Here is a 22,773-nt window from a genome sequence, read left to right as displayed (position 1 = left end):
TGGATGGCAAAAATTGTTTATACCATTCCTGTTATTTCTTTGTAATGTCATTGAGCAGAAGGTCACCGCATTTCTGATAAACCTCATCAAAGATTTCCCTGCAACGCTTCTCGCTCATTTTAATCTTTGTGCCAACGGCTATGAAGTCCTGAAGAGTAGGGTAGCCGGTAGAGTTGACAGATGTAGCGTGCTGACCATTGTAGCCTTCTGTGCATAGGGTAAGGTCGTATGCAGGAGCAAGATGCCAGATGAACTTGCCATTTGAATCCTTACGAACCTGGTAACTGAAGTTCTTGCAGTGGTCATCCTTGTTGTCGGTAAGGTAGTTGAATACCATGCGACGGTATATTTCCTCCACATACTTTGGATTCTGTGTGATGTAGCCAGTCAAAGCAAGCAAGTTGCTGTAGTCAAGTACAGGCTCAGACAGTGAAAGGCATAGCAAACCACCTGCAGTAGCTGTATGGATGCGCTCGCCATCGTCGGTAAGGTCAAATCGCTTAGTTGTAAAGTACTTGCCATTGGTAAGCTTGAAGTCTGGAACATCGATGCCACACTTGCGTGCTATCTCATTGTAATGGTATTCCTGCAGTCCCATGTCTTTAGGATCGTATGTGTGACGGAATTTTACAAGCCAATGTCCTTCTGCGTCTGAGAACACTGCCTTTGGACGGCAACCACCACTGTTACCGCTGTTGTAGAGCAGAAGTCCAGCGTCTGTGTCCTGCTGTTCTTTGAGAACTTCCAGAGCCTTCTCTTGGAGTAAGTCGAAGTCGGTAATCTCTTCTCCTGTTGATATGATGGCCTCAGGCTCGTATGTCAAAGCTCCCATGCCGCTATTGCCTACGATGCTCAGTCGCTCAATGGCAGTCAGTTTCCTGTCATCAATGCCTTCACGCATCAAAGCCTTGTGAAGGAGATAGCGACCGTAGCCATCGGGAAGACTGTCCTCAAAGATGCCGAAGTCACCATACAGACTTGTTGGCTTTGCAAGAAACAATCCAGTCTTCAGCGGAAGTTCCAATGGCGAAATGCTGAATCCCTCTGCAAGCCAGCGAGGATCATACTCAAAAGCCAGACACTTGTCGCCAGGGGTCAGCGAGATTACTCCTACAATCTCACCGTGGTATTTTACAGTTAGTCTATCTATATTGTTCATTGCTTATGTGCTCTCGTTTTACCAGTGTTCTTGCGTATCTGAGTCAGTTCCTCCATTGTTGAGTACTTTGGCTCAGAAAATATATTCTTTACCTCAGACGTGTATTCCATAGCCATAGCAATGCCAATGAGGTTCTTCAGCGAAATGAGTCCTTTCTGCTCGAATCTCACGATATTTGCTACAGCAACGCCCGACTTCTCAGCAACCTGCTCACGAGTAAGATTCTTCTCTATGCGACGTTTACGGAAATCATTAGCCAATGACTTGGCGATGTCATCAGCATTATCAAGCGTGAAATTATCTAAAAGTGATAATATATTATTCATTGTATTCTGTGTTGATTATTTATAGATAAAATGTTATCAGTTGTAAAGGTACTGCTTTTATTTCAAATAACCGTCACAATCAACAATAATTTGATGATTTTTATGAATATAATGACGAAAGGGTAGTGCAAAAGGTGGAATTTATTTCTTTTGAACGGCAAAAAGTACGATTCAAACATTTCTTCCATCAGAAGTACATGCTCATCCCAGCGCATAGACCTGAAGCCTATGCCCTGACGAAGTAATATGCGAGGGTGGAAACGGCCTTGCTCCAAACATTTGTAGTACATCACATCTCCTCCACGTTCCCAATGGAGCAACTTCATTGTCGTGTGAGACTTGCCCACAAATATATACACGTCACCATTAGCCGGTTACAGACCCACTTGCCGGACCTGCCCACACATACCATTCACGCCCATGCGCATATCAGTATGATGCTGCGCCGTAACAATACGGTTGTCCTCATTCAAATTGAACATAGCTTTTTTTGAGGACAAAGGTAATCTGTCTCGACGAAATGGAAAAGGCGGCTTGTTTCGGATGGTTACACCGAACCTATCATAGCAATACTGTAAGTGTTGCGCTTAGCCGTAGGCGTTACTCATAGCAGGAATAGCGCGCTATTGCGAATTAAACCCCAATTGGTCATTAGACCGATTGGGGTTAATATGCAAGTCAACGTCTTTGCCAAGCCGCAAAAGGCAGAGCCGCCCAGGTTGGTACGTCTGCATCGCTAAAGGGATGCCGATAATGGTCAAGGCAAAGTCCGCAAGCATTTTCATAACCTATACCTTTTCTAATATAAGATATTATTCTTCACAGAAGAAGATTGGGGCAGCTCTTCTTGCCTTGTTCATGAGCCGCCAACCAGTCTCTTCTGAAAGGTGGTTATCGCTTTCTCTAACCCATAGTCTTATACGAGGATGGAACCCATCTTCTGGCATACTCTCTTGCTGACTTCCAACATCAACGAGTTGCCATGAAATCACAAGACTCGTATTTAGGTCTAATTGTCGATAGAGATACTACTCACCGATATCCGTTGGTCACGTCTATTTCTTCCCTGATGTTGAAGTTGCTGGGAGTGCGGGCCTGGTCGAGGTAGTCATTGTCCTTGCTGCCAGACAGGTCGCCATTGGTGCCATCGTCGCTGAGCGAGCCTGTCAACAGGGCATTGTGGCTGATGGATATTCTCTCGGCAACGGGCGCCGTGTATCTGAGTCTGTTCATCTTCATACGTATCATGAGGTTATTACTTGGTTATTATCACTTTCCTGCCATGACGGATATAGATGCCGGGCTGCAGACCATCGAGGCTGGTACCCACGCACTGGCCATTGAGATTGTACACACGGCCGCCGGTCTTGTCACCGTCGACGTTCAGCTCGCCGATGGCGGTGGTAGTGCCATCGATTACTGCCTTTACAGCTGCGACCGAAGTAGTCTCAGGGACTATGAAGAAGGCGCGAAAAGCCTTCATAGGCTTACCTGACAAGGCTCGGAAAAACTTGTTGCCAGCACCGAGAAAAGCCACATACTCATTATGAGAATCGGCCCAACCGGTGACGTCGACGGGAGAGTAAATGCCCGTGAAAGATATGGCTCCACCCACAGCATCCTTCGCCCTTGAGTCGGCGGTGACGACCGTTGTCTGCACGCCAGAGAAGGTATAGGTATTGTCTTCTGCCACGCGCGACGGTCTGATGAGACAGGGAACGCCGGCTGTCAGGCCCTTGACCGCCTTGAAGATGAGGGTAGTGCCCTCAACCTTCTCGAGTTCGCGTAGCTCCACACCGTCGCCAAAAGCCAGCTTAGCCTGGGCCTCGGAGAGAGAGAAAGGCAGACAGAGCGTGTTCCACCCATCGTCATAGAGCGTGCGACGGAGGGTTACATTGGCCTTGCCTTCTGTCTCAATGACATTGGCCTTCTCTTCATTGAGGGTGATTTCACGGGCTGCGCTCTCTGTGACTGTCACTTCGTCGAGGAAGAAGCGGTTGTTTTCTTTGTTCTTGGAGTTGGTGACATTGGCGAAGGTCAGCGTGAACTCTCCCGTGCCTGTTATCACCATTTCATAGTCAGTCCATTGCGCCTTGATGGGAGTCACAGACACCTTCTTTGCTGGCGCTTTGTCACCATAGGTCAGCGAGCCGTCAGAGATAGTGACCACCACATCGGTTTGCTCATTCTGGGTTTTCCACATGGCAGCCTTGAATGTCAGCACGGCGCTGCCATCGACCCTTATGACAGGCGTGGTCACGCTGCCATGGTCTGGACCTATCCTGATACAGCCGCTGCCCAGATAGACAGTGCCTGTATGCTTCCACACATTATCCATCTTACTGGCATCCCACTCTCCTTTGGCAGCAAAGCCATACCATCCCTCCTTGCCGTCACACTGATCAAACGACTCGTGGAAGGCATAGGTGCCGACGCGCTTATTGGTGATGGTATATTGGGCGGTCGAACTGGCATATTTTTCCTTATCCTCGGGCTGGAATGTTGCCGTGATTGTCATCGTTCCGTACACGTTGGCATGCACCACGACGGCGCCCGTAGAGGCATCGACCTCAGCCACTCTGTCACCGCTTGTTTCATAGCTCACCTTGCCAGGCACGCTGTTTTTCTCCACAGCCTGATAGCCAGTAAAAACTTCGCCGCTCGACGTTTTTCCATCCGTCAGCGTGATGCCTTCGCCCATCAGTCCGTCGAAGGAGATTGATGTCGGAGTCTTGGCAGAGCCAGGCTGTCCATAGATTTTTATCTGTTTGATTCTTGAGACTGCGCCGCCAGTATTATGAATTTTATAGATAGTGCCAGCACTCTGATTACCTTCAGGGATAGCAAAGTCACATGTGGCCGCGCCTGCAGCAGCGGCGACCACAACCTTGTTACCGACATACACGCTGTTCTTCAATGCATTGGCTGGAGTATATATCTCCAGAACTATCCGTGACACGGTGAAATTGAACTTGGGCAATGTTACATACGCCTCGTCCTGACACTGCAGGAAGTAAGTGCTTTCAGATTTATTCAGATAGTGTGAACCTTCGATTTCAATGGTATATCCGTCGTAGGTATATGCCTTCTTATTCATCTCATAGCTACCCTCTTTCAGTTGCCAAGGGTTGGATGCCAAAGTGAAATCCAACGTCACTTCAGGTTCATTGCTCTGCGCATATCCTAAGTTGCAGACCGTAGCAAACAGGACAGCCACAAGCCATCGTAGATAATTGTTCATCTCATTAATAGTTTTTAGATTCAGTATTATGGTAGAATATCATTTCCTGCACCACAGCTTGAGCCGCCCGCCTATAGTCCCGAATCCCGAAGAGCGAGTCAGGCGCCGCCAGCAACGCTGTTTTGCCTTACAAAGCTACATCAAATCTACGACTATCGGGCAGAAAGCACAGAGAAAGAATGCAGTACTCATGTTAAATAATGCTAAACACCACAAATAGCCACTACTACAGGTCACATTTCACCACAGACACGCATCAGCGCAGCACTCAAGACTACCTCAACTACCCTACTGACACCCGGCGACAGCATCCACTACCGCCAGCCCATCAACATGGCGCTCATAGTCACAAAAGACAAAAGCAAGGAGTCCAACAACATTCTGAAGCCAAAGCATGAATTACATAATTCAAGGTTTGAAACAATGGTTGCAAACCATGAAACAGCCATTTCACACCACGAAATAATGATAAACCTAAACTGCCTAATGACCGTTTTGGGTTATTGCAGGCAAAAGTCCTAAGTTACCACCAGCTCCGCCATGGGTTCTGGCTGAAAACAGTTAGCCCCCATGCGATTAGCTCGTCGCATGGGGGCTGGTTTGGTCATTATCTGTGGGCTGGGGCTTATATATCCCTCGTGCCCTTGGCTATGGATTATTTATAACCGTTGGTCTCGTCGATGTCTTCCCACACGTCGAAACGCATTGAGCGGGCTGCGTCCTGGCCACCTTCGACTATAGTGGAATTATTGAAATTTGTGGAGTTGCCGTTGAAAGTATTCGATCCTGCGAGGATGGCATTTGCTTTTACTTCAATTAGCTCTGCTTTGGGCATGATATATTTTTGCTTCATGATCATATATATATTTAGATGTTTATTACTTTACTACTATCTTTTTGCCATTCTGGATATAGATGCCTGGCTGTAGGCCGTTGAGGCTGTTGCCTACATACTGTCCGTTGAGGTTGTACACACGACCGTTGGCCTTAACGCCGTCGATTACCAGGTCTTCGATACCTGTGGTTGTGCCGTCGATGACTGCCTTGAGCTGTTTAGTATTAACATCATTAGGAACGGAGAAGAATGCACGGAATGCCTTCATCGTAGAACCTGCTTTGGCCTTGAAGAACGTATTGTTAGCGCCGAGGAATGCGTAATAGCCATTAGTAGATGATCCTGCCAAATCTGCTTCTACAACATCCATAGCTGAATATATGCCGAGGAACAGTATATTTCCTTCAACCAGTGAGAGAGTATAATCTCTGTTATTTTTAACAGCTGTGGTAGAAACACCTTCAAATTTATATTCATTGCCAGCCGCTGTCACCTTGATCAAACAGGGAACATTAGCTGTCACACTGTTGACTGTCTTGAATGTAAGGGTATTGCCCGCTACGCTCTCAAGCTCGCGCAACTCTACGTCGGCACCGAAAGCAGCCTTGGTCTGAGCCTCGGTAAGAGAGAATGGCACACACAGTGTGTTCCAGTCACCATCACCAACCAGCGTACGCTTCAAGGTAACATTGACATTCTCAGCCGCCTCTACAGTATTGTCGCGATCCTCATAGAGGGTGATTTCTTTGACAGTCTGATGCTCTGTCATATCGCTATTCTTCCATACCTGGAATTGCTTAATGCCATCGTAAATGCTGGGATAACCAATCATGTCGAGGATCGCACTTTCATTCATTGTTAAGCCTTGTACTCCGCCACGAACAGGCATAATAGTACCATTTTGGGATATTTCTCCATCTTGGACATTCATGCCTTTGGTAACGGTAACTCCCACTACCTTACAACGTACACTTTCATATTTACTATAGTTGTCACCTTTGAGTTCTGCAAGAGTTACTACTACAGGTTCTGGTACCTCAGATTGAGTAGGTGTTACAGTAGATGTCCAACTCGTAATCTCGGCGAGGTCGTTGAAAAGCATCGCTTTGACATTAACTGTACCTGTAAAAGTATTTCCTGCTTCGAGTTTGTGACCACCCTTGATATAAATGAAAATACCCGCAGATTCATCTTGAATAAAGGCACTGTTTCTATTAGTATAAGTAACGATTGCATTGGTTAGATTAAGAACGAAAGATTTTTCTTTAACTGTCGTAATATCTTTCTTGAGGTCGGCAATTGATGTGTATACCTTAGTATTGGTTATAGTATAAGAAGCGGTAGACCCAGCGTATGTTTTTTCTTCGTTAGGGGTGAATGTAGCGGTAATTTTCGTTGTGCCAGATACATTGGGATCGACGGTAACTTCACCAGTAGTTTTATCTACTGTGGCTACGCCATCACCTGAAGCGGCGTAAACGATGTCACCTGCCACCTTATCCTTCTCAGTTGCAGTGTATCCATTAAAATCGTCGCCGTTTGCCAACTTGCCGTTAATTAAGGTGACACCTTCACCTGGGAAAGAAAGGGATGTCTTCTTCTGACTTTCACCAGCGGCATTGCCTACTAACTTGAAATTATCTAAACGAGTATTCTCCTTACAAGAAAACTCTAACTTCAAAGAAGTGGTTCCTTCATTAATAGTAATTTTTGCAGTTCTATCCTTATCGTTTAAGGTAAAGGTAACAGGTTTATCATTAGCCTTAATACTGGTAATATTCTTATTGTTGGATTTATAAGTAAGAGTCAATTCGCCACTACACCCTTTTAAATCCTCTATTGTAACTACAAATGTATCTGATTTTTTGAGGAGCAATTCAGGCGCTACACCTCCTGCAAGTTTTTCATTATAAATTGTAGTTCCATCATTTTGGGCAGAATAATTAGTATTAATTTTATTGACCTTTTGGCCTGCTTTAGCACCAGTCCAATCCTCTTGCCAGATAATTACTTCACTCTGCGAATACCCCCCCCAGGCAAATCATTGCGAATAGGGATAGCATGATTAATCGTAAATGTTTTGTCATAATGTTTATAGTTTTTAATTGTTAATGAATATCAGTAGTTGAATGGGTTATATATAAAATAGGTGTAAACAGAAATGGCACTCAGCACAGCCAAGCGACACGCAACGCACCACTCGCAGCAGCGAGCGGGGAATGGATGGAGCGTGGATGGAGCGTAAAGTAACCATTACAGCGTTAATTTTCTGCAAAAATACGGCATATTTATGACAAAAGGTCAACAAAGGTGTTAAAAAGCAAGGTCATGTGGGTTAAATTATATTAAAACGCGACAATACACACAATAATCACAGTAATCAAGGCAGAAAAGGCGCATAAGTCGCTCACCAAGCCCACATGAGAAGCCTTATCCAGAAGCCCTATCCCAGCCATCCCAAAGGGATAGCAGACTCTCTCTGCTGTGGATCGGGTTGTTAGGAGCGTAATGCGTGACCCATACCAGATACAACAAAAGAGCCCCCGCTACGTGCCTCTCCATGCGTCTCCCATAGAGTCTAATAGTTCAATCCAGTCTAACCAAAGGAAAGAGAAGTTTCTTCTTGCTGTGGATATGGTTGTAACAAAATCCCATAAATGCAAAAAGCGTGCAACTCATTGAGCTGCACGCTTTTGCTTATAGTCTATTATGTGTTTACCTTTCGGCATTACTTAACCTCCTCGAAAATGTACCATACTGCTTATCAGACGCTTACTTTTACTTGGGACAAATATGGATTGCTTCTAAGATAGGAATAAATAGAGAAAGATAAACATCAATAAGGTGGATTCTAACAGGTGTACGGCAAATAAGTAGTTAACGTTTGGTAACACCACACACTGGGAAATTTTACTCTTACTTGGGGCTTTTCATAATAGATTCCAAGATAATGCAATAGTTATTTAGTCCATTCCCGTTGCTCACTCTACGGAAACCTCATGAGTAAATTATAGATAGCACGCGACTCAGCAGAACCCTTGTCGTTGCGTTATAATGAATGGCATCCAGCCAGACGATTGGATACACCTCGTCGAAGGGACGGTTGCGCCATGCCTTAATCTAATCCCATACCTTATCGGTGATGTTGCTGATAGTCTCCATTGAGATCCTGCTGCCATAGTTCTCCTTTATGAAGTCACTGATCTGCTGCAGGCTTTGACCACTTGCGTAAAGGCTGATAATCTTGTCAGAAAGTCCCTCGGCAAGAATGGTCTGACGCTTCTTTACCGTTTCGGGTTCAAAACGACCGTCGCGGTCGCGAGGTGTCTCTATCTCTACAGGGCCATACTCGGTCTGAAGTTGTTTGCGCATCTTACCATTACGCCGATTACCACTCTCGGGCTTCGTTGCCTCAAGATGGCCCTGCATCTCACCCTCCAGAGCGTCGTTTAGGAAATCTTCTAATACTTGATGGAAGGCACCATCCTTACCAAACAGGGGCTTGCCTGACTTGAACAATAGTTAATTTTATTGTCTTAGTCTATGACACAGTTCAGCTGACATCCTCATTTCAGTTTAATTATTCGCGTTATTCCTACATCCTGAACAAACTGCTCATCATGACTGACAATCAGAAGTGTTCCGGAGTAATTCTTCAAAGTATCAGCCAGAATCTCCATACTTGATATATCTATGTTATTCGTTGGCTCATCCAGAATAATCATATCGGGAACCTTTTCGTAGACCAGCAAGCAGCATAGAGCCAATTTCATTCTCTCGCCTCCACTAAGATTACAGCATTTCTTATCCCACGTATGCACTGGAAATTGAAAACGGTTCAATAGCATTTTCAGCTCATGTTCCGGTTTTTTACCATTGCAGGATTCAAGTTGTTCATATACGGTGATATTGTCATTCAAGAAAGAATACTCTTGATCAAGGTAAAGCGCGTTGAAAGGAATATTCATCTTAATCTTCCCATCCGTAGGATGCAATTCTCCCGTTATAAGCTTAAGCAATGTACTCTTGCCGCAACCGTTGTCTCCCTGAAGCCAAATCCGCTCACAGCTATATATCGACAGATTCAATGGTGAGTTTATCCACATAATGGTCCTGCCGGGATATTGATATGTCACATTTACCAGTTCCAACAATCGTTTGTTTTCGGGAAGTTGTGAATTACCAATCACAACCTGCATCGAAGAATGTTTAGAAATTGATGTCTGCAGGTTATTGACATTCTGTTTCATAGCCTGTAGTCTTTCTTGATATATCTTCTTTAATCTGCTTGTTGATGATTCCGATTTATCTCGCAGGTTTCCCTGAGCAATACGGGCAAGACACTTCTTTGAACTTTGCTTCTCTCCCCTTGAAGCATGTTTTTGTTGTCGTTCCATTACCTTTTGGGCTTCTTTCTCGGCTTTTGCCAATTCCTTCTGTTGATTCTGCACACGGGCTTCAATTGAAGCTATCCTTGCGTCAACAGTTTTTTTGTAATCACTGTAGCACATTGGATAGAACTGTATCCCGGATGGCGACAACTCATATATAGAGGACAATATGTTTAACAAAACCCTGTCATGGCTGACAATTAAAACTGTATCGTTTGTATGGCGAACAAACTCATTCAACAAAGCGCGACCTCTTATATCGAGATGGTTGGTAGGTTCATCCATCAATATAATTGAGGGATGAAAAAAATACATTCCGGCTAAAAACACCTTTGTTTTTTCTCCACCACTGAGATCACCCATAAACATATCGGGGGTCACATACCCTATTTCCCATCGGGCAAATGCTTCTTGCAGTCTCTCTTTAATATCCCACTCATCATTAAGCACAGTGAAGTCATCCATTGAGGCATTCCCTCCTAAAATTGAAGACAGGGCGTTTAACTTATCTGATACGCCTAATGCCTCGGCGACAGTCTTGCTATTGAACTGACCGAAATGCTGGGGTATAATATAAGGAGTTGTACTACATAATACACTACCTGTTGCTGCTGAGGTGTTGCCTGCTATTATTGACAGAAGTGTTGATTTGCCTATGCCATTGTTGCCAACAATGGCACATTTTTCTCCCTCGGAAACGGAAAAACTGATGTTTTGGAAAAGAATGTCTTTATTGGGATGTATATAAGACAAACCATGAACTTTAATGCTCATAATTATTGCAATTACCAAAATGTTAGAAAAACGATATAGATAAATACACTATACTTAATGTGTCGAACCACTTCCGACCATCAACTACTGATATGTGTATAGTTCCGTTTCTTACATGATTGCAATAAATTTTTTGCAAAGGTAATACTTTTATTTGGTATCACCAATTTTTTTCCAGATTATGTGAAAGAGATTCGGCAAATTATGGAATATGTACAACTTGAAGGAATACACATCCATGAGGACGGCTATGCTAAATTCATCGAACTCACGTTACAATAGTACACGCACCCTTCTCTCTTTTATTTACAAAACATCTCATCTTTTCCATGAGCTTGCTCCACATATGCCTTCATTTGCAAGGCTGATTTTTGCGTTAATGTATATTAACGCTAATTAGGCTTAGCGATTTCAAAAAATCGCTGTTGCATAGAAGCAAATTCTCATAAAGAACATCTTTACAAGCAAAGCCGCCAGACAAAAAATATTTTTTACATATTACAAATCATGAAGTTGTACGTTTCTATCTTCGATACGATGAACGTCTTCGATTGTGATAGTTTATTCTTATTGGTTATTGAAGGAAGTAGATATCGAACAGCTATATATGATAGAGCTGTCCCATATAGAGACAGGGGACGACTGGGACATGTGGGACAGTGATGTTGTGACGGAACAGGCTAATCAACTAGAAAAGGCAAGGCCTTGTAATGAACCTTGTCCTTTCTTGATGTAAACTATTCTTCCAACTGATAAGCTTGCTTATCTCGTAGCATCTTCCAAGACTCAGCCCTAAAGCAACCGCCGGTTTGCAAAATCGGTAAGCCTAATTACCGTTAACTTACATTAACGGAATTTTCGCCCTTACAAGAAGGCTCTTGTGGAGCAAGCTCAGGGCGGAATAAAGACCTCTATCTGTAAACAAAAACGACTACACAACCACATTCGTAGCTTGCCTTCAGGAGAAATTTGCCCGTTCTATGAGACTTGCTATCAGCCAATCGCCGATATCTATCTTGGCTCCACGCTCTGTTGCTGAAGACTGGCGTTCGAGCAAATCACACACGATTACGCGTTTAGGTAAGAAGAATCTTCTTGACTTTTCCTTCCATTCGTCATAGGCATCCACATCAGGGAAGATAATCACCGTGCGGTTGCATAGTGCTACCATACGCTCAGGCTTGAAGTTTGCTTTTCCACCGACCGCCACCCAGATATAGTCGGGGAAGACGAGGGAGCCGAGCAAGGCCGTCTTTTCAGATTCCACCAAAGCAACAGCCTTTCCAATGTCATCACTATGAAGCAAGTGTTCACCAAAAAGACACTGTGTAATCGCAAAATTCTCGGGTAACAAGCCTTTTCGCTTCAATCGGGAATGTATCCAATCAACTGCCATGCCTGTCTTGATTCGATGACCGCTATTTGCGTCATAATACATAACCTTTCCCGTCCGGACATTGCCGTTGAAGTCCAGTTGCCAATAGATGATACCTCCATCACGGGTAGAACCGATAAGATAACGACACAATAACCGTTCGAGTTCAGCCGTACAGACGTGGCACTTCTCACGAAGGAAACGGAAGAAATCATTTTCCATGCTCCATGAGCTAACCACATAGTCGAAGGGAAGATAGTGGATCAGATCAGAATGGCACATCGTCACCTCCTTCCGTAACGGAATCAAACATAAGGTTGCCATTAGCGAGACACTCCCGTCTCGATTGCGTCGTTTGCTGTCCCGACTGTCCCTGCTGTCCCATGTCTTTTGTTGGGACAGCTTTATTCGTGCTGTGACAAACCTCCTGTCTGATACGTCCAACAGCTGATTTTGAGATGCCCAGCTCGCGGCTGATATCCCGAACGGTCTGTCCTTCTCCGACACGCTTTTTCACCTCCATTTTCAAATCCTCCCGATTCTGCTCTTTGAGATGATCATGCTCAGGCGAGTCGTGATGGTAGACGAAATGCAGGAGCGCACCATCCTTCTCTATACTGTAAACTCTCACGTTGTCTGCTCCAAATTTGATTCCACAATTACGCACCTTTATCTGCTTAAGATAACGGATGCTGTTGCCCTGGGCACTGGTACCAAGTGCGAAACAACTGTCGATGAAGTTAAACAACTTCTTCGAACCTGCCAAATCGTTCTGCGTGATGATACGGCTCATGTCACGCTTTGGCGTGTGTGCTATAATCAGTATGGAGAAGCCATATTTGTTCTTCAATGCTCTGAGATTTTGAACCAGTTTGGCAGCGTCATCACCTTTCTCCATCTGCATGCACAGGATGGAAATGTTGTCGATAATGATGATGTTGGCCTCACAAGCAACGGCTGCCTTTTCAATATCTCGGATCACAGCATCCTCAAAGGGTATATCGAGATTAGCGAGATTGTCAGGCTCCAGCGACACTCGATACAGCGTTGGCGGGAAATGGTGTAAGTTGCCCTGATTGTCTGTATAGCGTAGTTGAAACTGCTTGTCGGAAAGTTCAAAATCAAAGTAGAGGACCTTATAGCTCTTCGCTATCTCTTCTGCAATCTGCACAGCAAGAATACTCTTACCGGCATTGGAGTCGGCAAAGAGACATCCTATTTCTCCTTCAAACCAAAACGGTCCGAACAACTCCTTTGGGTTGCTCCGCAGACTGGCCTCGCTCATGGCTTGGTTGACACTCTTGATGGACAACACCCCTACATTGGAAGGTATGCCATCAGCATTCTGCTGGACTTTCCCCAACTCGATACCAAGCATCTTCACACGGCTTGATGCTAATGAGTAAGAAGACTCTGCGTTTTCCTTCTTAACTACATACTCTACATAGCGCTTGCTGTCCAAGTCGTAGAGTCCATTGATGCAGTTTCTTAAGTTCATCTCCAACCTCCTTTCTTTGCGACTCCATTTCGCTTGCTACTGATGTAAGACATGGCATCACGCTCCAACTCTTGCACCGACTTATGATGAGTGCTGTCGTTCAACCACTCGTCAATCTCGGCTTTGTTGAAGAGAATACTCTTTCCTCTCTTGTGGAAAGGAATCTTCTTCGCACTCGTCCAGCCATAGATGGTCTGCTCGGCCGGATGGTTGGGCAGATAATCTATCAAAGCGGACACGTTGAACCACTGTGGTTCATCAGCTTTCACGGAAGGCGCCAGTCTGTCCATCTTCTCGTCTAACTCCTTGAGCTTCGCAAGCACATCCACCATCAGCTGGGGTATGTCGTTAAATGTAATCTGGTTTTGCAACATGATTTTATCCTTTTAATTAGTAAATCTCTGTATGCAAAATTAGCAAAGCCCTCGTGTGGCTCTGTGTGGCATTTTGTGGGAATACAAAAATATAGGATGCGACAACTACTTGATAATGAGCAGTTAATACATCCGATATTTGTTAATGTATGTAAGGATTGTGGAAGAATGCCTTTTTTCTGTGGCTTTTGTCCTTATAAGGCCCTCTTTATGGCCTCCTTAATCTGTTCAACGTATATTTTGTTCTTTTCTGAGGCTGTAACACTAAGGAAATCCTTGTGGTGCTTATCATAGTAGTCGACAGTAATACCACATACTTCCAGCACTCCCAAGACCCAATGACGGGCATAATTGGCGGGAGTGATGGTGAGGGATACCGCATAGATCATGTAGCAGATTCTTTGATTCTCACGGGGCAGCGGACACACTACATCTTTAGACACCTGCAAATTCATGAAGTTGACAAAGACACTTCCCGGCATGTCCCGAAACTGGCGACCATTACAAGTTTGATAAATGGCAACGCAAACGCCCAAGTCAACGATGTCTTTCAACTTCGCTGTTTCCTTCAAGAGGAGAATCTCGTTGTTCATGTGCCAACCTCCTTTTCCATTCGCTTAGCATCTGCCATAATCGACTGTGCTATGTGCGCTATCTTATCAATCAAAATTTCCAGGAACTGCATTTCAAAGTAGTACACATGGGCACACTTGTTCATCACTTTCCTGTATATGTCAAATTGTTTTTCTGCCAACTCATGAGCCTTGTAATAATCTTCTCTACTCTGATCGCATTTCTTGTCCAACTGGATGAATTCCGGTGTGTCGAAAGGCATCATACCCAGTCGGTTGCTCTCTGACTGATATTGTTTCCAAAGCTTAGTTGCTGCCTCTTCCACCACTCTCAATTCTTTCAGATTGATGTCATCATGTTTCTTCGCCATACGAATATAATCCACCTGTTTCCAAATTTGAAGGTCCAATGACTTGAAAGAGAAAATGGCATCCAGCAGTTTACCGTTACATTCGATAAGGGCATGTATATTCTCTTGCGCCTGTTTCTCCGCAGCATCAATCAGGTGGTTCGTATATTGGAAATCAGCAAAGAACTCTGCGAGAACCGAAGCATCCTCGAATACGATCTCTTCGGGTGCTTTCTTGGAAGGTATAGTTTTGTTTACCAATAGCAGACGATTGGTTATCTCTTCAATAAGATTTGCCATGTGCGGTAAATTTTATGATTTTGTTAAGTCCAGGTCGATCTTGATTGCATTAGCAGCATCCTCCTTCTTTTTATCGACCACCTTGGTATAAACTTGCGTCGTTCTCACGTTAGTATGTCCAAGCATCTTGCTCACAGTATAGATGTCGGTACCACTGGCCAACTGTAGCGTAGCATAGGTATGGCGAAAACAATGGAAGGTGATATGCTTAGTGATACCGGCCGATTGAATCCACCGTTGCAGTGGCTTAGAAATCCATGAAGGGTCCGGCAACCCCTCAAACACCAGTCGTTTGCCATCCAACCGCTCTCCGCATAGCTGATAAGCCTGAGAGGATATTGGCATGTATTCCACGCCATGCGTCTTACGCTGCGTAAAATCGAGCCGGTAGTGTTCTCCGTCCTCTATCACTTCCTGCCACGTCATCAGTTTTATATCGACATGACGAAGACCGGTTAGAGCAGAGAAAAGGGCTGCCCGCTTGATGACCGGACAGTCGCAAGGTGTCTGTGCAAGGGTGTTGAGCTCCCCAATGGTAAGATGTTCGCGCCGACTTTCCTCTTCGGGAATACCCTTCACCTTAGCAGAAAGGTCCACGGTGAGGTATCCGTCCACAAAAGCCTGCTTCAGTCCTGCCTTGAAGATGGCAAAATAGGTGGAAGCCGTGTTTTGTGATATAGTCCCCGACTTATTGCCTCCCTTGGGAGCATACAGTACGAAGAACTTGAAGTTCTCTATCATGCTCAGGTCAATATCCCTGAAGAGTATCGTATCGCCATTGGCATAAATCTTCAGTAGCTCATAGACACGTCCCCAGTTGATGATTATCGAATCGGAACTGTTTCTATGCCTCTTCTCCGATACCTGCTTAAAGTAAGGGATAAAGTTTTGCATCGACCGCTCGTTTTGTGCTGCCTGCTCAGCCTCGTTGTCCGTATAGAGTGCGGCATTGTCGTATTCACGTTGCCTCAAGGCTCTCACCTTGTCGGCATAGCGGCACGCTTCATTATCCATATCCGAGCGGCATACAATGACTCCGTTGATGTCCCGCTTGGGCTTGTACGACACAGAGCCGTCGGCTTTAGGCCGTGATGGTCGACTCTTATCCCATACCGGGGTAGTAACGGTACGGTTCAGCGCCTCTTTGTGCCGTGACGGCTTAGCGCCAGGATAGGCAAACACTGGGTAGCTCTCAATGATGAGATACCATTCTTCACGATACTCCGATTTACGGAGCTTTACAGTACACTTGGTGTTGGGGAGTGGTTTCTTCATGACTTCACAACATCTTTATAAAGGTGATCAATATCTTCTTTGGGCGCATAGACGAAGTTGCCTATCTGCCTTGTTGGTATGGAATATTTTCGAATATGGGCATAGACCGTACTGTCGTCTATACCATAAGTCTTGGAGATTTCGCCAATGGTGTAGCAGTCTTCTGGCTCAAGGTGATAGGACTTAGGCAATGCTCTACTTCTGTCAATAGGTTCTGCGCGAAGCGGAAACATTTCGCTCAACTTACTTTTGCTGATTCTTGTAAGTCGCTGCCCAATATTGATGGCAGGAACGTTTCCCTTCCTTATCAACCGATAAATGGTATCTCTACTGATGCCAAACATGGCTACCGCTTCGTGGACAGAGATATAATCTCTGGCCTCGGATATATTCTCCACGATGTCATTCAGCTGGCTCATCCTCTTCTTGGCGGCCTCTCTTTGGTCATAGGCCCTTTGAGAGCATCGTCGAGAGCAGTACTTCGAATCAAGTGTCTTTGCGATGAATGTATTACCGCAATACTGGCACTTCCGTTTAATCTCAAACTTAGCAGATGGCATGTTGTACCGTTTTAAGTGGGATTATGTATGTATAAGTATGGATAAGTCGCACCTTGTCAGAAATTAGGTCGCGTTCCAAATATGGTACAAATATAAGATAAAAATCGGAAGAAATCGGTAATTATACAAAGATTAACCAAAATAAAAATGGGTGTAACTCATTGAGCTACACCCATTTCATTATTTATCGTTATTGATAGTTGTCAATATTACTTCACCTCCTCGAAGTCAGCATCCTGGATGTTGTCATCTGGCTTGCTGTTGGTCTGCTGGTCTGCGCCGGGCTGAGCACCTGCGCCGGGCTGAGCTCCACCCTGATACATCTGGGCGCTGGCAGCCTGCATTACCTGGTTGAGGTTGTTGATGGCGCTGTCGATAGCGGCTACATCAGCGGCCTTGTGAGCGTCTTTGAGCTGCTGCAGAGCCTGTTCGATGCCAGGTTTCTGGTCGGCAGGAATTTTGTCACCGTTGTCCTTGAGGAAGTTCTCGGTGGTGAAAATCATCGAGTCGGCCTGGTTCATCTTGTCGACCTTTTCGCGTTCAGCCTTGTCGGCAGCAGCGTTCTGCTCGGCCTCAGCCTTCATGCGGTCGATTTCCTCCTGGCTCAGACCAGACGAAGCCTCGATACGGATGGCCTGCTCCTTGCCGGTGGCCTTATCCTTGGCACTTACGTTGAGGATACCGTTGGCGTCGATATCGAAGGTTACCTCAATCTGAGGCACACCACGACGTGCGGGAGCGATTCCCTCGAGGTTGAACTGGCCGATGCTCTTGTTCTGAGAAGCCATAGGACGCTCGCCCTGGAGTACGTGGATGGTCACAGCGGTCTGGTTGTCAACGGCGGTAGAGAACACCTCGCTCTTCTTGCAGGGGATGGTGGTGTTGGCGTCGATGAGCTTGGTCATTACGCCACCCATAGTCTCGATACCCAGTGTCAGAGGAGTTACGTCGAGCAATACGATGTCGCCCACGCCGCTCTCCTTGTTGAGGATGGCACCCTGGATGGCAGCACCGATGGCTACTACCTCATCGGGGTTTACGCCCTTAGAAGGCTCCTTGCCAAAGTAGTTCTTTACCAGAGTCTGAACGGCAGGAATACGGCTTGAACCACCTACGAGGATGACCTCGTCGATATCAGATGCCTGCAGACCGGCATCGCGCATAGCGTTCTGGCAAGGTACGAGACAAGCCTGAATCAGGTTGTGGGCCAACTGCTCAAACTGCGAGCGGGTGAGGGTCTTAACCAAGTGCTTGGGCACACCGCCCTCGGCGCTGATGTAAGGCAGGTTGATTTCGGTTGAGGTAGAGCTTGACAACTCTATCTTAGCCTTCTCGGCAGCTTCCTTCAGACGCTGCATAGCCATAGGATCCTTGGTCAGGTCGATGCCTTCGTCGGCCTTGAAGCCGTTGGCAAGCCAGTCGATGATAACCTGGTCGAAGTCATCACCACCGAGGTGGGTATCACCGTTGGTAGAGAGTACCTCGAACACGCCGCCACCGAACTCCAGAATGGAGATATCGAATGTACCGCCACCGAGGTCGAATACGGCAATCTTCATATCCTTGTTGGCCTTGTCTACACCGTAAGCCAGAGCGGCTGCGGTAGGCTCGTTGACGATACGCTGCACGTTAAGACCAGCTATCTGGCCAGCCTCCTTGGTAGCCTGACGCTGAGAGTCAGAGAAGTATGCAGGAACGGTGATTACGGCGTCGGTAACCTCCTGGCCCAGATAGTCTTCGGCAGTCTTCTTCATCTTCTGCAGGATGATGGCCGAAATCTCCTGAGGAGTATACTTGCGGCCTTCGATATCTACACGAGGATAACCGTTCTCGTTGACTACGTTGAAAGGCACACGCTCAGCCTCTTTCTGGCTCTGTGCATAGGTCTCACCCATGAAACGCTTGATAGAGAATACCGTGTTGGTAGGGTTGGTGATGGCCTGACGCTTGGCGGGGTCGCCCACCTTACGCTCGCCGTCCTTGACGAAACCTACTACCGAAGGAGTTGTGCGCTTGCCTTCGCTGTTGGTGATAACTACAGGCTCTGAGCCTTCGAATACAGATACACAAGAGTTTGTTGTACCTAAGTCGATTCCAATAATCTTTCCCATAATTGTATATTTTTTATTTTTATTCTACGTTATTATTTTTACAACCATCTTAATACAAAAGGTGTGCCAAGAGACGACTTGCGCACCAAATATCTGCCAAATATGTCAGTTGTGTCATTCCCGCGATGGTCATTTCTGCCAAAAGTGTGACAGTCGCCAGCCTCGCCCTTGCCACAGATGCGCCGCCCAGGGGTATATATAATATAAAGGTACGTGCGCGCACGCGCGCAATGGCACAAAAAAAGCCCTCCCTGCTCGGGGAGAGCTTCCTTATGGTCTATGCGGTCTTAGTCTTTCTTCTCTTCGATAGCCTGCTTGATGAGGGCTTCGAGTTCATCACACAGTTCGGGGTTGTCGCGCAGCAGCGCCTTGGTGGCGTCGCGGCCCTGGGCGAGCTTGGCACCATTGTAGGAGAACCAACTGCCACTCTTCTGGATGATGTCATACTCTACGCCGAGGTCCAGGATTTCTCCGGTCTTGGAGATGCCTTCGCCAAACATGATTTCAAACTCGGCCTTGCGGAAGGGAGGTGCCACCTTGTTCTTGACAATCTTCACGCGGGTCTCGTTGCCTATCACGGTGTCGCCATCCTTGATGGCCGAGCCCTTGCGGATGTCCAGACGCACCGAGGCATAAAACTTCAGCGCGTTGCCGCCGGTGGTGGTCTCGGGGTTGCCAAACATCACGCCGATTTTCTCTCTCAACTGGTTGATGAAGATACAGGTGGTGTTGGTCTTTGAGATGGTGGCGGTGAGCTTGCGCAGCGCCTGACTCATGAGGCGTGCCTGCAGACCTACCTTGTTGTCGCCCATGCTGCCCTCGATTTCCGACTTGGGCGTAAGAGCTGCCACCGAGTCGATTACCACGATGTCTACCGCAGCCGAACTGATGAGCTGGTCGGCTATCTGCAGTGCCTGCTCGCCGTTGTCGGGCTGCGAAATCCACAGATTGTCGACATCCACACCCAGCTTGGCTGCATAGAAGCGGTCGAAGGCGTGTTCGGCGTCGATGAAGGCAGCTATGCCGCCCTGCTTCTGTGCTTCGGCGATGGCATGGATGGCGAGTGTGGTCTTACCCGACGACTCGGGACCATAGATTTCGATGATGCGGCCCTTGGGGTAGCCGCCCACGCCCAGTGCGATGTCGAGCGTGATGGAGCCGGTGGGAATCACCTCTACGTTCTCGATGTTCTGGTCGCCCAGTTTCATGATAGAGCCTTTGCCAAAGTCCTTCTCTATCTTGGCCATGGCAGCCTGGAGCGCCTTGAGTTTGCCCTCCTGTGCCAGCTGCATTTCCTCGTTTGTTTCTTTCTTTGCCATAATGATTATTCAGGTTTTAGAGTTCCAGGTCACCGTCAAACACCTCGTTCCATGGCAGTCCCTGCTTGTTGAGCTGCTCCATGAATGGGTCTGGGTCGAAGTCTTCCACGTTCCACACGCCGGGCTTGCGCCAGAGTCCCTTGAAGAACATCATGGCACCAATCATGGCGGGCACGCCGGTGGTGTAGCTTACTCCCTGCATGCCAGTCTCCTTGTAGGCTTCCTGGTGTTTGCAGTTGTTGTATACATAGTATGTGCGCTCCTTGCCGTCCTTGATACCACGTATGCGGCAGCCGATAGAGGTCTCGCCGTCGTAGTTCTCGCCCAGGTCCTGAGGATTGGGCAGCACAGCCTTGAGGAACTGCAGGGGCACTATCTTCACCTTCACGTTCTTGCCCGAGCCGTCGGCGAGCGGAGCCTCGTATTCGATTTCGTCGATACGCGACATGCCGAGGTTCTGGATGCAGTCGAGATAGGTGAGATACTGCTGGCCGAAGGTCATCCAGAAGCGTGCCTGCTTGATGGTGGGATAGTTCTTGACCAGGCTCTCCAGCTCTTCATGGTGCATCAGATAGCTCTCACGCGGGCCCACATTGGGATAGGTGATGGGCTGGTGTACGGCCAGGGGTTCGGTCTCGAGCCACTCACCGTCCTTATAGTAGAGACCCTTCTGGGTAATCTCACGAATGTTGATTTCGGGGTTGAAGTTGGTGGCAAAAGCCTTGTGGTGGTTGCCGGCGTTGCAGTCTACGATGTCCAGATAGTGTATCTCGTCAAAGTAGTGCTTGGCAGCATAGGCGGTATAGATGCCGCTCACACCGGGGTCGAAACCACAACCGAGGATGGCGGTGAGGCCAGCCTGCTCAAACTTCTCCTTGTAAGCCCACTGCCAGCTGTACTCGAAGTGAGCCTCGTCCTTGGGCTCATAGTTGGCGGTGTCCAGGTAGTTGCAGCCACAAGCCAGACAGGCCTCCATGATGGTGAGGTCCTGATAGGGAAGGGCCAGGTTGATTACCAGTTCGGGCTTGAAGTCGTTGAAGAGAGCCTTCAGCTGCTCCACATCATCAGCATCCACCTGTGCTGTCTTGATATTGGGATTGCCTATGGCCTTGACTATCTTGTCACACTTTTCCTTGCGACGGCTGGCAATCATGAAATCAGTAAACACGTCGGCATTCTGGTTGATCTTGAATGCCGCTACCGTTGCGACGCCTCCGGCGCCAATCATCAATACTCTGCTCATTTCACTTTATTTTATTTCATTAGATTCTATTCCTAAGGCTTTCATCAACGAGTAGCCCAAGATTTCCTGGCGGAAGTTGCCGCCCATCATGGGCTGCATGGCCATCACGGTGATGCGCTTGTCATCATCGGCGTTGCGCAGCGTAGACCTCACGATGTCCATCAGCTCGGCATCCTGGTCGTCGGGCACTATTACCAGCCGCTTTACCTCCTCGTGGCCGAGCAGCGTGCTCAGCAGGTCGAGGATGATGTCGCGCTTGGCAGCCATCTCGCCCGAGGGGATGTGGCTGAAGACAAACTCGCCCAACTGCTCGTCGGCAAAGGCTTTGCCGTCGAGCTCAGCCTCATAGTCTGCCGGCGCAAAGTTGGCCATCTTGCGCGAGCCGGCATCGTGTATCAGCACCACCTGGGTCTCGTGGGTTCCGGGGCGCAGTCCGCCGTCGAGAGCGGCACACACAGCCCACTGCGCCATATCGGCCTGGGGGATGCGGCGGCCTATCATACGTTCAAAGTTGACTATGAGGTCAAAAGCCACATGGTCCAGGAAATCGGCATCGACGATTATCACCGTCTCGCTCCATTTTATATTGCCTGTTTCAGGTATATTCATGATGCAAATGTACCATTTTTTTTCGATATAAATCAAGAACCAACCAATTATTTTGACCACCCGCATCGTTTAGTCAGTAGCTATCCCCAAGGCGGAGTGTAGCGTTGTTGTGGTTGCAGCGTGTGGACGGGTGGGTTACACGGGAATGGACGCCGGAGAACTATCATTTATCCCAAATCGGCATTAGAAAAAAGTAACCATCCGAAACAAGCCGCCTTTTCCATTTTGTCGAGACTGTTTACCTTTTTATTCAAAAAAAGTTACGTTCAATTTGATTATCGGATGGCAACTATCATCATCTTTGCCCAACTATGACACATGTACCAACGAAAAGAGCCTCAGTCACTGTCGTGACCAAGGCTCTTCGTGAAAAAGGGCGGCTACCTACTCTCCCGCATTGCATTGCAGTACCATCGGCGCAAGTGGGCTTAACTTCTCTGTTCGGAATGGGAAGAGGTGGG

The 22,773-nt window shown here is 47.0% G+C and carries 19 protein-coding genes, 1 rRNA gene and 1 pseudogene; all 21 read right to left on the bottom strand.

All coding sequences use genetic code 11. From position 1 onward, the window contains the following. Positions 1-31: 31 nt before the first annotated feature. Positions 32-1,159 (bottom strand): type II toxin-antitoxin system HipA family toxin, encoded by a 1,128-nt coding sequence (locus CIK95_RS03835; RefSeq protein ID WP_094466312.1) that lies wholly within the window; start codon positions 1,157-1,159, stop codon positions 32-34. Beyond that, positions 1,156-1,485, bottom strand: coding sequence for a helix-turn-helix domain-containing protein (locus CIK95_RS03830; protein ID WP_094389339.1), 330 nt, complete (start codon positions 1,483-1,485; stop codon positions 1,156-1,158). Before CIK95_RS03830 ends, CIK95_RS03835 begins: the two co-directional genes overlap by 4 nt. 62 nt (positions 1,486-1,547) lie before the next feature. Continuing rightward, positions 1,548-1,847 (bottom strand): annotated as a pseudogene (gene tnpB, locus CIK95_RS13615) (IS66 family insertion sequence element accessory protein TnpB); the annotation flags it as partial. A gap of 670 nt (positions 1,848-2,517) precedes the next feature. Then, on the bottom strand, positions 2,518-2,718 hold the full coding sequence (locus CIK95_RS03820; protein WP_144007717.1) for a hypothetical protein: 201 nt from the start codon (positions 2,716-2,718) through the stop codon (positions 2,518-2,520). A 22-nt stretch (positions 2,719-2,740) separates the two neighbouring features. Continuing rightward, positions 2,741-4,726 carry a hypothetical protein gene (locus CIK95_RS03815; protein ID WP_144007716.1) on the bottom strand — a complete coding sequence of 662 codons (1,986 nt, stop codon included), beginning with the start codon at positions 4,724-4,726 and terminating at the stop codon, positions 2,741-2,743. 655 nt (positions 4,727-5,381) lie between these two features. Continuing rightward, positions 5,382-5,579: a hypothetical protein gene (locus CIK95_RS03810; protein WP_144007715.1), complete on the bottom strand. Its 198-nt coding sequence runs from the start codon at positions 5,577-5,579 to the stop codon at positions 5,382-5,384. Positions 5,580-5,604: 25 nt separating this feature from the next. Beyond that, positions 5,605-7,437: a hypothetical protein gene (locus CIK95_RS03805; RefSeq protein ID WP_094466308.1), complete on the bottom strand. Its 1,833-nt coding sequence runs from the start codon at positions 7,435-7,437 to the stop codon at positions 5,605-5,607. A 1,244-nt stretch (positions 7,438-8,681) separates the two neighbouring features. Further along, on the bottom strand, positions 8,682-9,080 hold the full coding sequence (locus tag CIK95_RS03800) for a transposase (protein ID WP_254046412.1): 399 nt from the start codon (positions 9,078-9,080) through the stop codon (positions 8,682-8,684). 47 nt (positions 9,081-9,127) lie between these two features. Beyond that, on the bottom strand, positions 9,128-10,726 hold the full coding sequence (locus CIK95_RS03795; RefSeq protein WP_094386297.1) for an ABC-F family ATP-binding cassette domain-containing protein: 1,599 nt from the start codon (positions 10,724-10,726) through the stop codon (positions 9,128-9,130). Between the two features lie 958 nt (positions 10,727-11,684). Beyond that, entirely contained in the window at positions 11,685-12,323 is a 639-nt protein-coding gene (locus CIK95_RS03790; RefSeq protein WP_144007714.1) for a DUF6371 domain-containing protein, read from the bottom strand. Positions 12,324-12,369: 46 nt separating this feature from the next. Further along, on the bottom strand, positions 12,370-13,599 hold the full coding sequence (locus CIK95_RS03785) for an AAA family ATPase (protein ID WP_094386293.1): 1,230 nt from the start codon (positions 13,597-13,599) through the stop codon (positions 12,370-12,372). Then, the gene (locus tag CIK95_RS03780) at positions 13,596-13,973 is read right to left on the bottom strand and encodes a helix-turn-helix domain-containing protein (RefSeq protein ID WP_094386291.1); all 378 of its coding nucleotides are present in this window, start codon (positions 13,971-13,973) and stop codon (positions 13,596-13,598) included. Before CIK95_RS03780 ends, CIK95_RS03785 begins: the two co-directional genes overlap by 4 nt. A gap of 194 nt (positions 13,974-14,167) precedes the next feature. Next, the gene (locus tag CIK95_RS03775) at positions 14,168-14,566 is read right to left on the bottom strand and encodes a hypothetical protein (protein ID WP_094386289.1); all 399 of its coding nucleotides are present in this window, start codon (positions 14,564-14,566) and stop codon (positions 14,168-14,170) included. Continuing rightward, positions 14,563-15,195, bottom strand: a complete 633-nt coding sequence (locus CIK95_RS03770; protein ID WP_094386287.1) for a hypothetical protein — start codon at positions 15,193-15,195, stop codon at positions 14,563-14,565. The genes CIK95_RS03775 and CIK95_RS03770 overlap by 4 nt, the downstream gene beginning before the upstream one ends. A gap of 12 nt (positions 15,196-15,207) precedes the next feature. Continuing rightward, a complete protein-coding gene (locus tag CIK95_RS03765) occupies positions 15,208-16,470 on the bottom strand; it encodes a site-specific integrase (RefSeq protein ID WP_094386285.1) in 1,263 nt (420 codons plus the stop codon). Continuing rightward, positions 16,467-17,030 (bottom strand): helix-turn-helix domain-containing protein, encoded by a 564-nt coding sequence (locus CIK95_RS03760; protein WP_094386282.1) that lies wholly within the window; start codon positions 17,028-17,030, stop codon positions 16,467-16,469. Before CIK95_RS03760 ends, CIK95_RS03765 begins: the two co-directional genes overlap by 4 nt. A 209-nt stretch (positions 17,031-17,239) precedes the next feature. Next, a complete protein-coding gene (gene dnaK / locus CIK95_RS03755; RefSeq protein WP_022311311.1) occupies positions 17,240-19,141 on the bottom strand; it encodes a molecular chaperone DnaK in 1,902 nt (633 codons plus the stop codon). A gap of 287 nt (positions 19,142-19,428) precedes the next feature. Then, positions 19,429-20,460: a recombinase RecA gene (gene recA / locus CIK95_RS03750; RefSeq protein WP_022311312.1), complete on the bottom strand. Its 1,032-nt coding sequence runs from the start codon at positions 20,458-20,460 to the stop codon at positions 19,429-19,431. Between the two features lie 16 nt (positions 20,461-20,476). Further along, positions 20,477-21,703 carry a saccharopine dehydrogenase family protein gene (locus tag CIK95_RS03745; protein ID WP_094386278.1) on the bottom strand — a complete coding sequence of 409 codons (1,227 nt, stop codon included), beginning with the start codon at positions 21,701-21,703 and terminating at the stop codon, positions 20,477-20,479. Positions 21,704-21,709: 6 nt separating this feature from the next. Further along, positions 21,710-22,312, bottom strand: coding sequence for a DUF6621 family protein (locus CIK95_RS03740; RefSeq protein WP_094466306.1), 603 nt, complete (start codon positions 22,310-22,312; stop codon positions 21,710-21,712). A 371-nt stretch (positions 22,313-22,683) separates the two neighbouring features. After that, a 5S ribosomal RNA gene (rrf, locus tag CIK95_RS03735) occupies positions 22,684-22,773 on the bottom strand; the annotation flags it as partial.

This window comes from Prevotella sp. P5-108 (genome assembly GCF_002251385.1).
Lineage (GTDB): Bacteria > Bacteroidota > Bacteroidia > Bacteroidales > Bacteroidaceae > Prevotella.
This window is presented reverse-complemented; position numbering and strand designations above follow the sequence as displayed.

Bases quoted from the DNA above. Each gene is read 5' to 3' on its own strand.
- CIK95_RS03745 (WP_094386278.1), bottom strand. From the start codon at position 21,703: ATGAGCAGAGTATTGATGATTGGCGCCGGAGGCGTCGCAACGGTAGCG.
- CIK95_RS03795 (WP_094386297.1), bottom strand. From the start codon at position 10,726: ATGAGCATTAAAGTTCATGGTTTGTCTTATATACATCCCAATAAAGAC.
- CIK95_RS03820 (WP_144007717.1), bottom strand. From the start codon at position 2,718: ATGAACAGACTCAGATACACGGCGCCCGTTGCCGAGAGAATATCCATC.
- CIK95_RS03780 (WP_094386291.1), bottom strand. From the start codon at position 13,973: ATGTTGCAAAACCAGATTACATTTAACGACATACCCCAGCTGATGGTG.
- CIK95_RS03740 (WP_094466306.1), bottom strand. From the start codon at position 22,312: ATGAATATACCTGAAACAGGCAATATAAAATGGAGCGAGACGGTGATA.
- CIK95_RS03765 (WP_094386285.1), bottom strand. From the start codon at position 16,470: ATGAAGAAACCACTCCCCAACACCAAGTGTACTGTAAAGCTCCGTAAA.
- recA (WP_022311312.1), bottom strand. From the start codon at position 20,460: ATGGCAAAGAAAGAAACAAACGAGGAAATGCAGCTGGCACAGGAGGGC.
- CIK95_RS03810 (WP_144007715.1), bottom strand. From the start codon at position 5,579: ATGAAGCAAAAATATATCATGCCCAAAGCAGAGCTAATTGAAGTAAAA.
- CIK95_RS03785 (WP_094386293.1), bottom strand. From the start codon at position 13,599: ATGAACTTAAGAAACTGCATCAATGGACTCTACGACTTGGACAGCAAG.
- CIK95_RS03835 (WP_094466312.1), bottom strand. From the start codon at position 1,159: ATGAACAATATAGATAGACTAACTGTAAAATACCACGGTGAGATTGTA.
- CIK95_RS03790 (WP_144007714.1), bottom strand. From the start codon at position 12,323: ATGGAAAATGATTTCTTCCGTTTCCTTCGTGAGAAGTGCCACGTCTGT.
- CIK95_RS03770 (WP_094386287.1), bottom strand. From the start codon at position 15,195: ATGGCAAATCTTATTGAAGAGATAACCAATCGTCTGCTATTGGTAAAC.
- CIK95_RS03830 (WP_094389339.1), bottom strand. From the start codon at position 1,485: ATGAATAATATATTATCACTTTTAGATAATTTCACGCTTGATAATGCT.
- CIK95_RS03760 (WP_094386282.1), bottom strand. From the start codon at position 17,030: ATGCCATCTGCTAAGTTTGAGATTAAACGGAAGTGCCAGTATTGCGGT.
- CIK95_RS03775 (WP_094386289.1), bottom strand. From the start codon at position 14,566: ATGAACAACGAGATTCTCCTCTTGAAGGAAACAGCGAAGTTGAAAGAC.
- dnaK (WP_022311311.1), bottom strand. From the start codon at position 19,141: ATGGGAAAGATTATTGGAATCGACTTAGGTACAACAAACTCTTGTGTA.
- CIK95_RS03815 (WP_144007716.1), bottom strand. From the start codon at position 4,726: ATGAACAATTATCTACGATGGCTTGTGGCTGTCCTGTTTGCTACGGTC.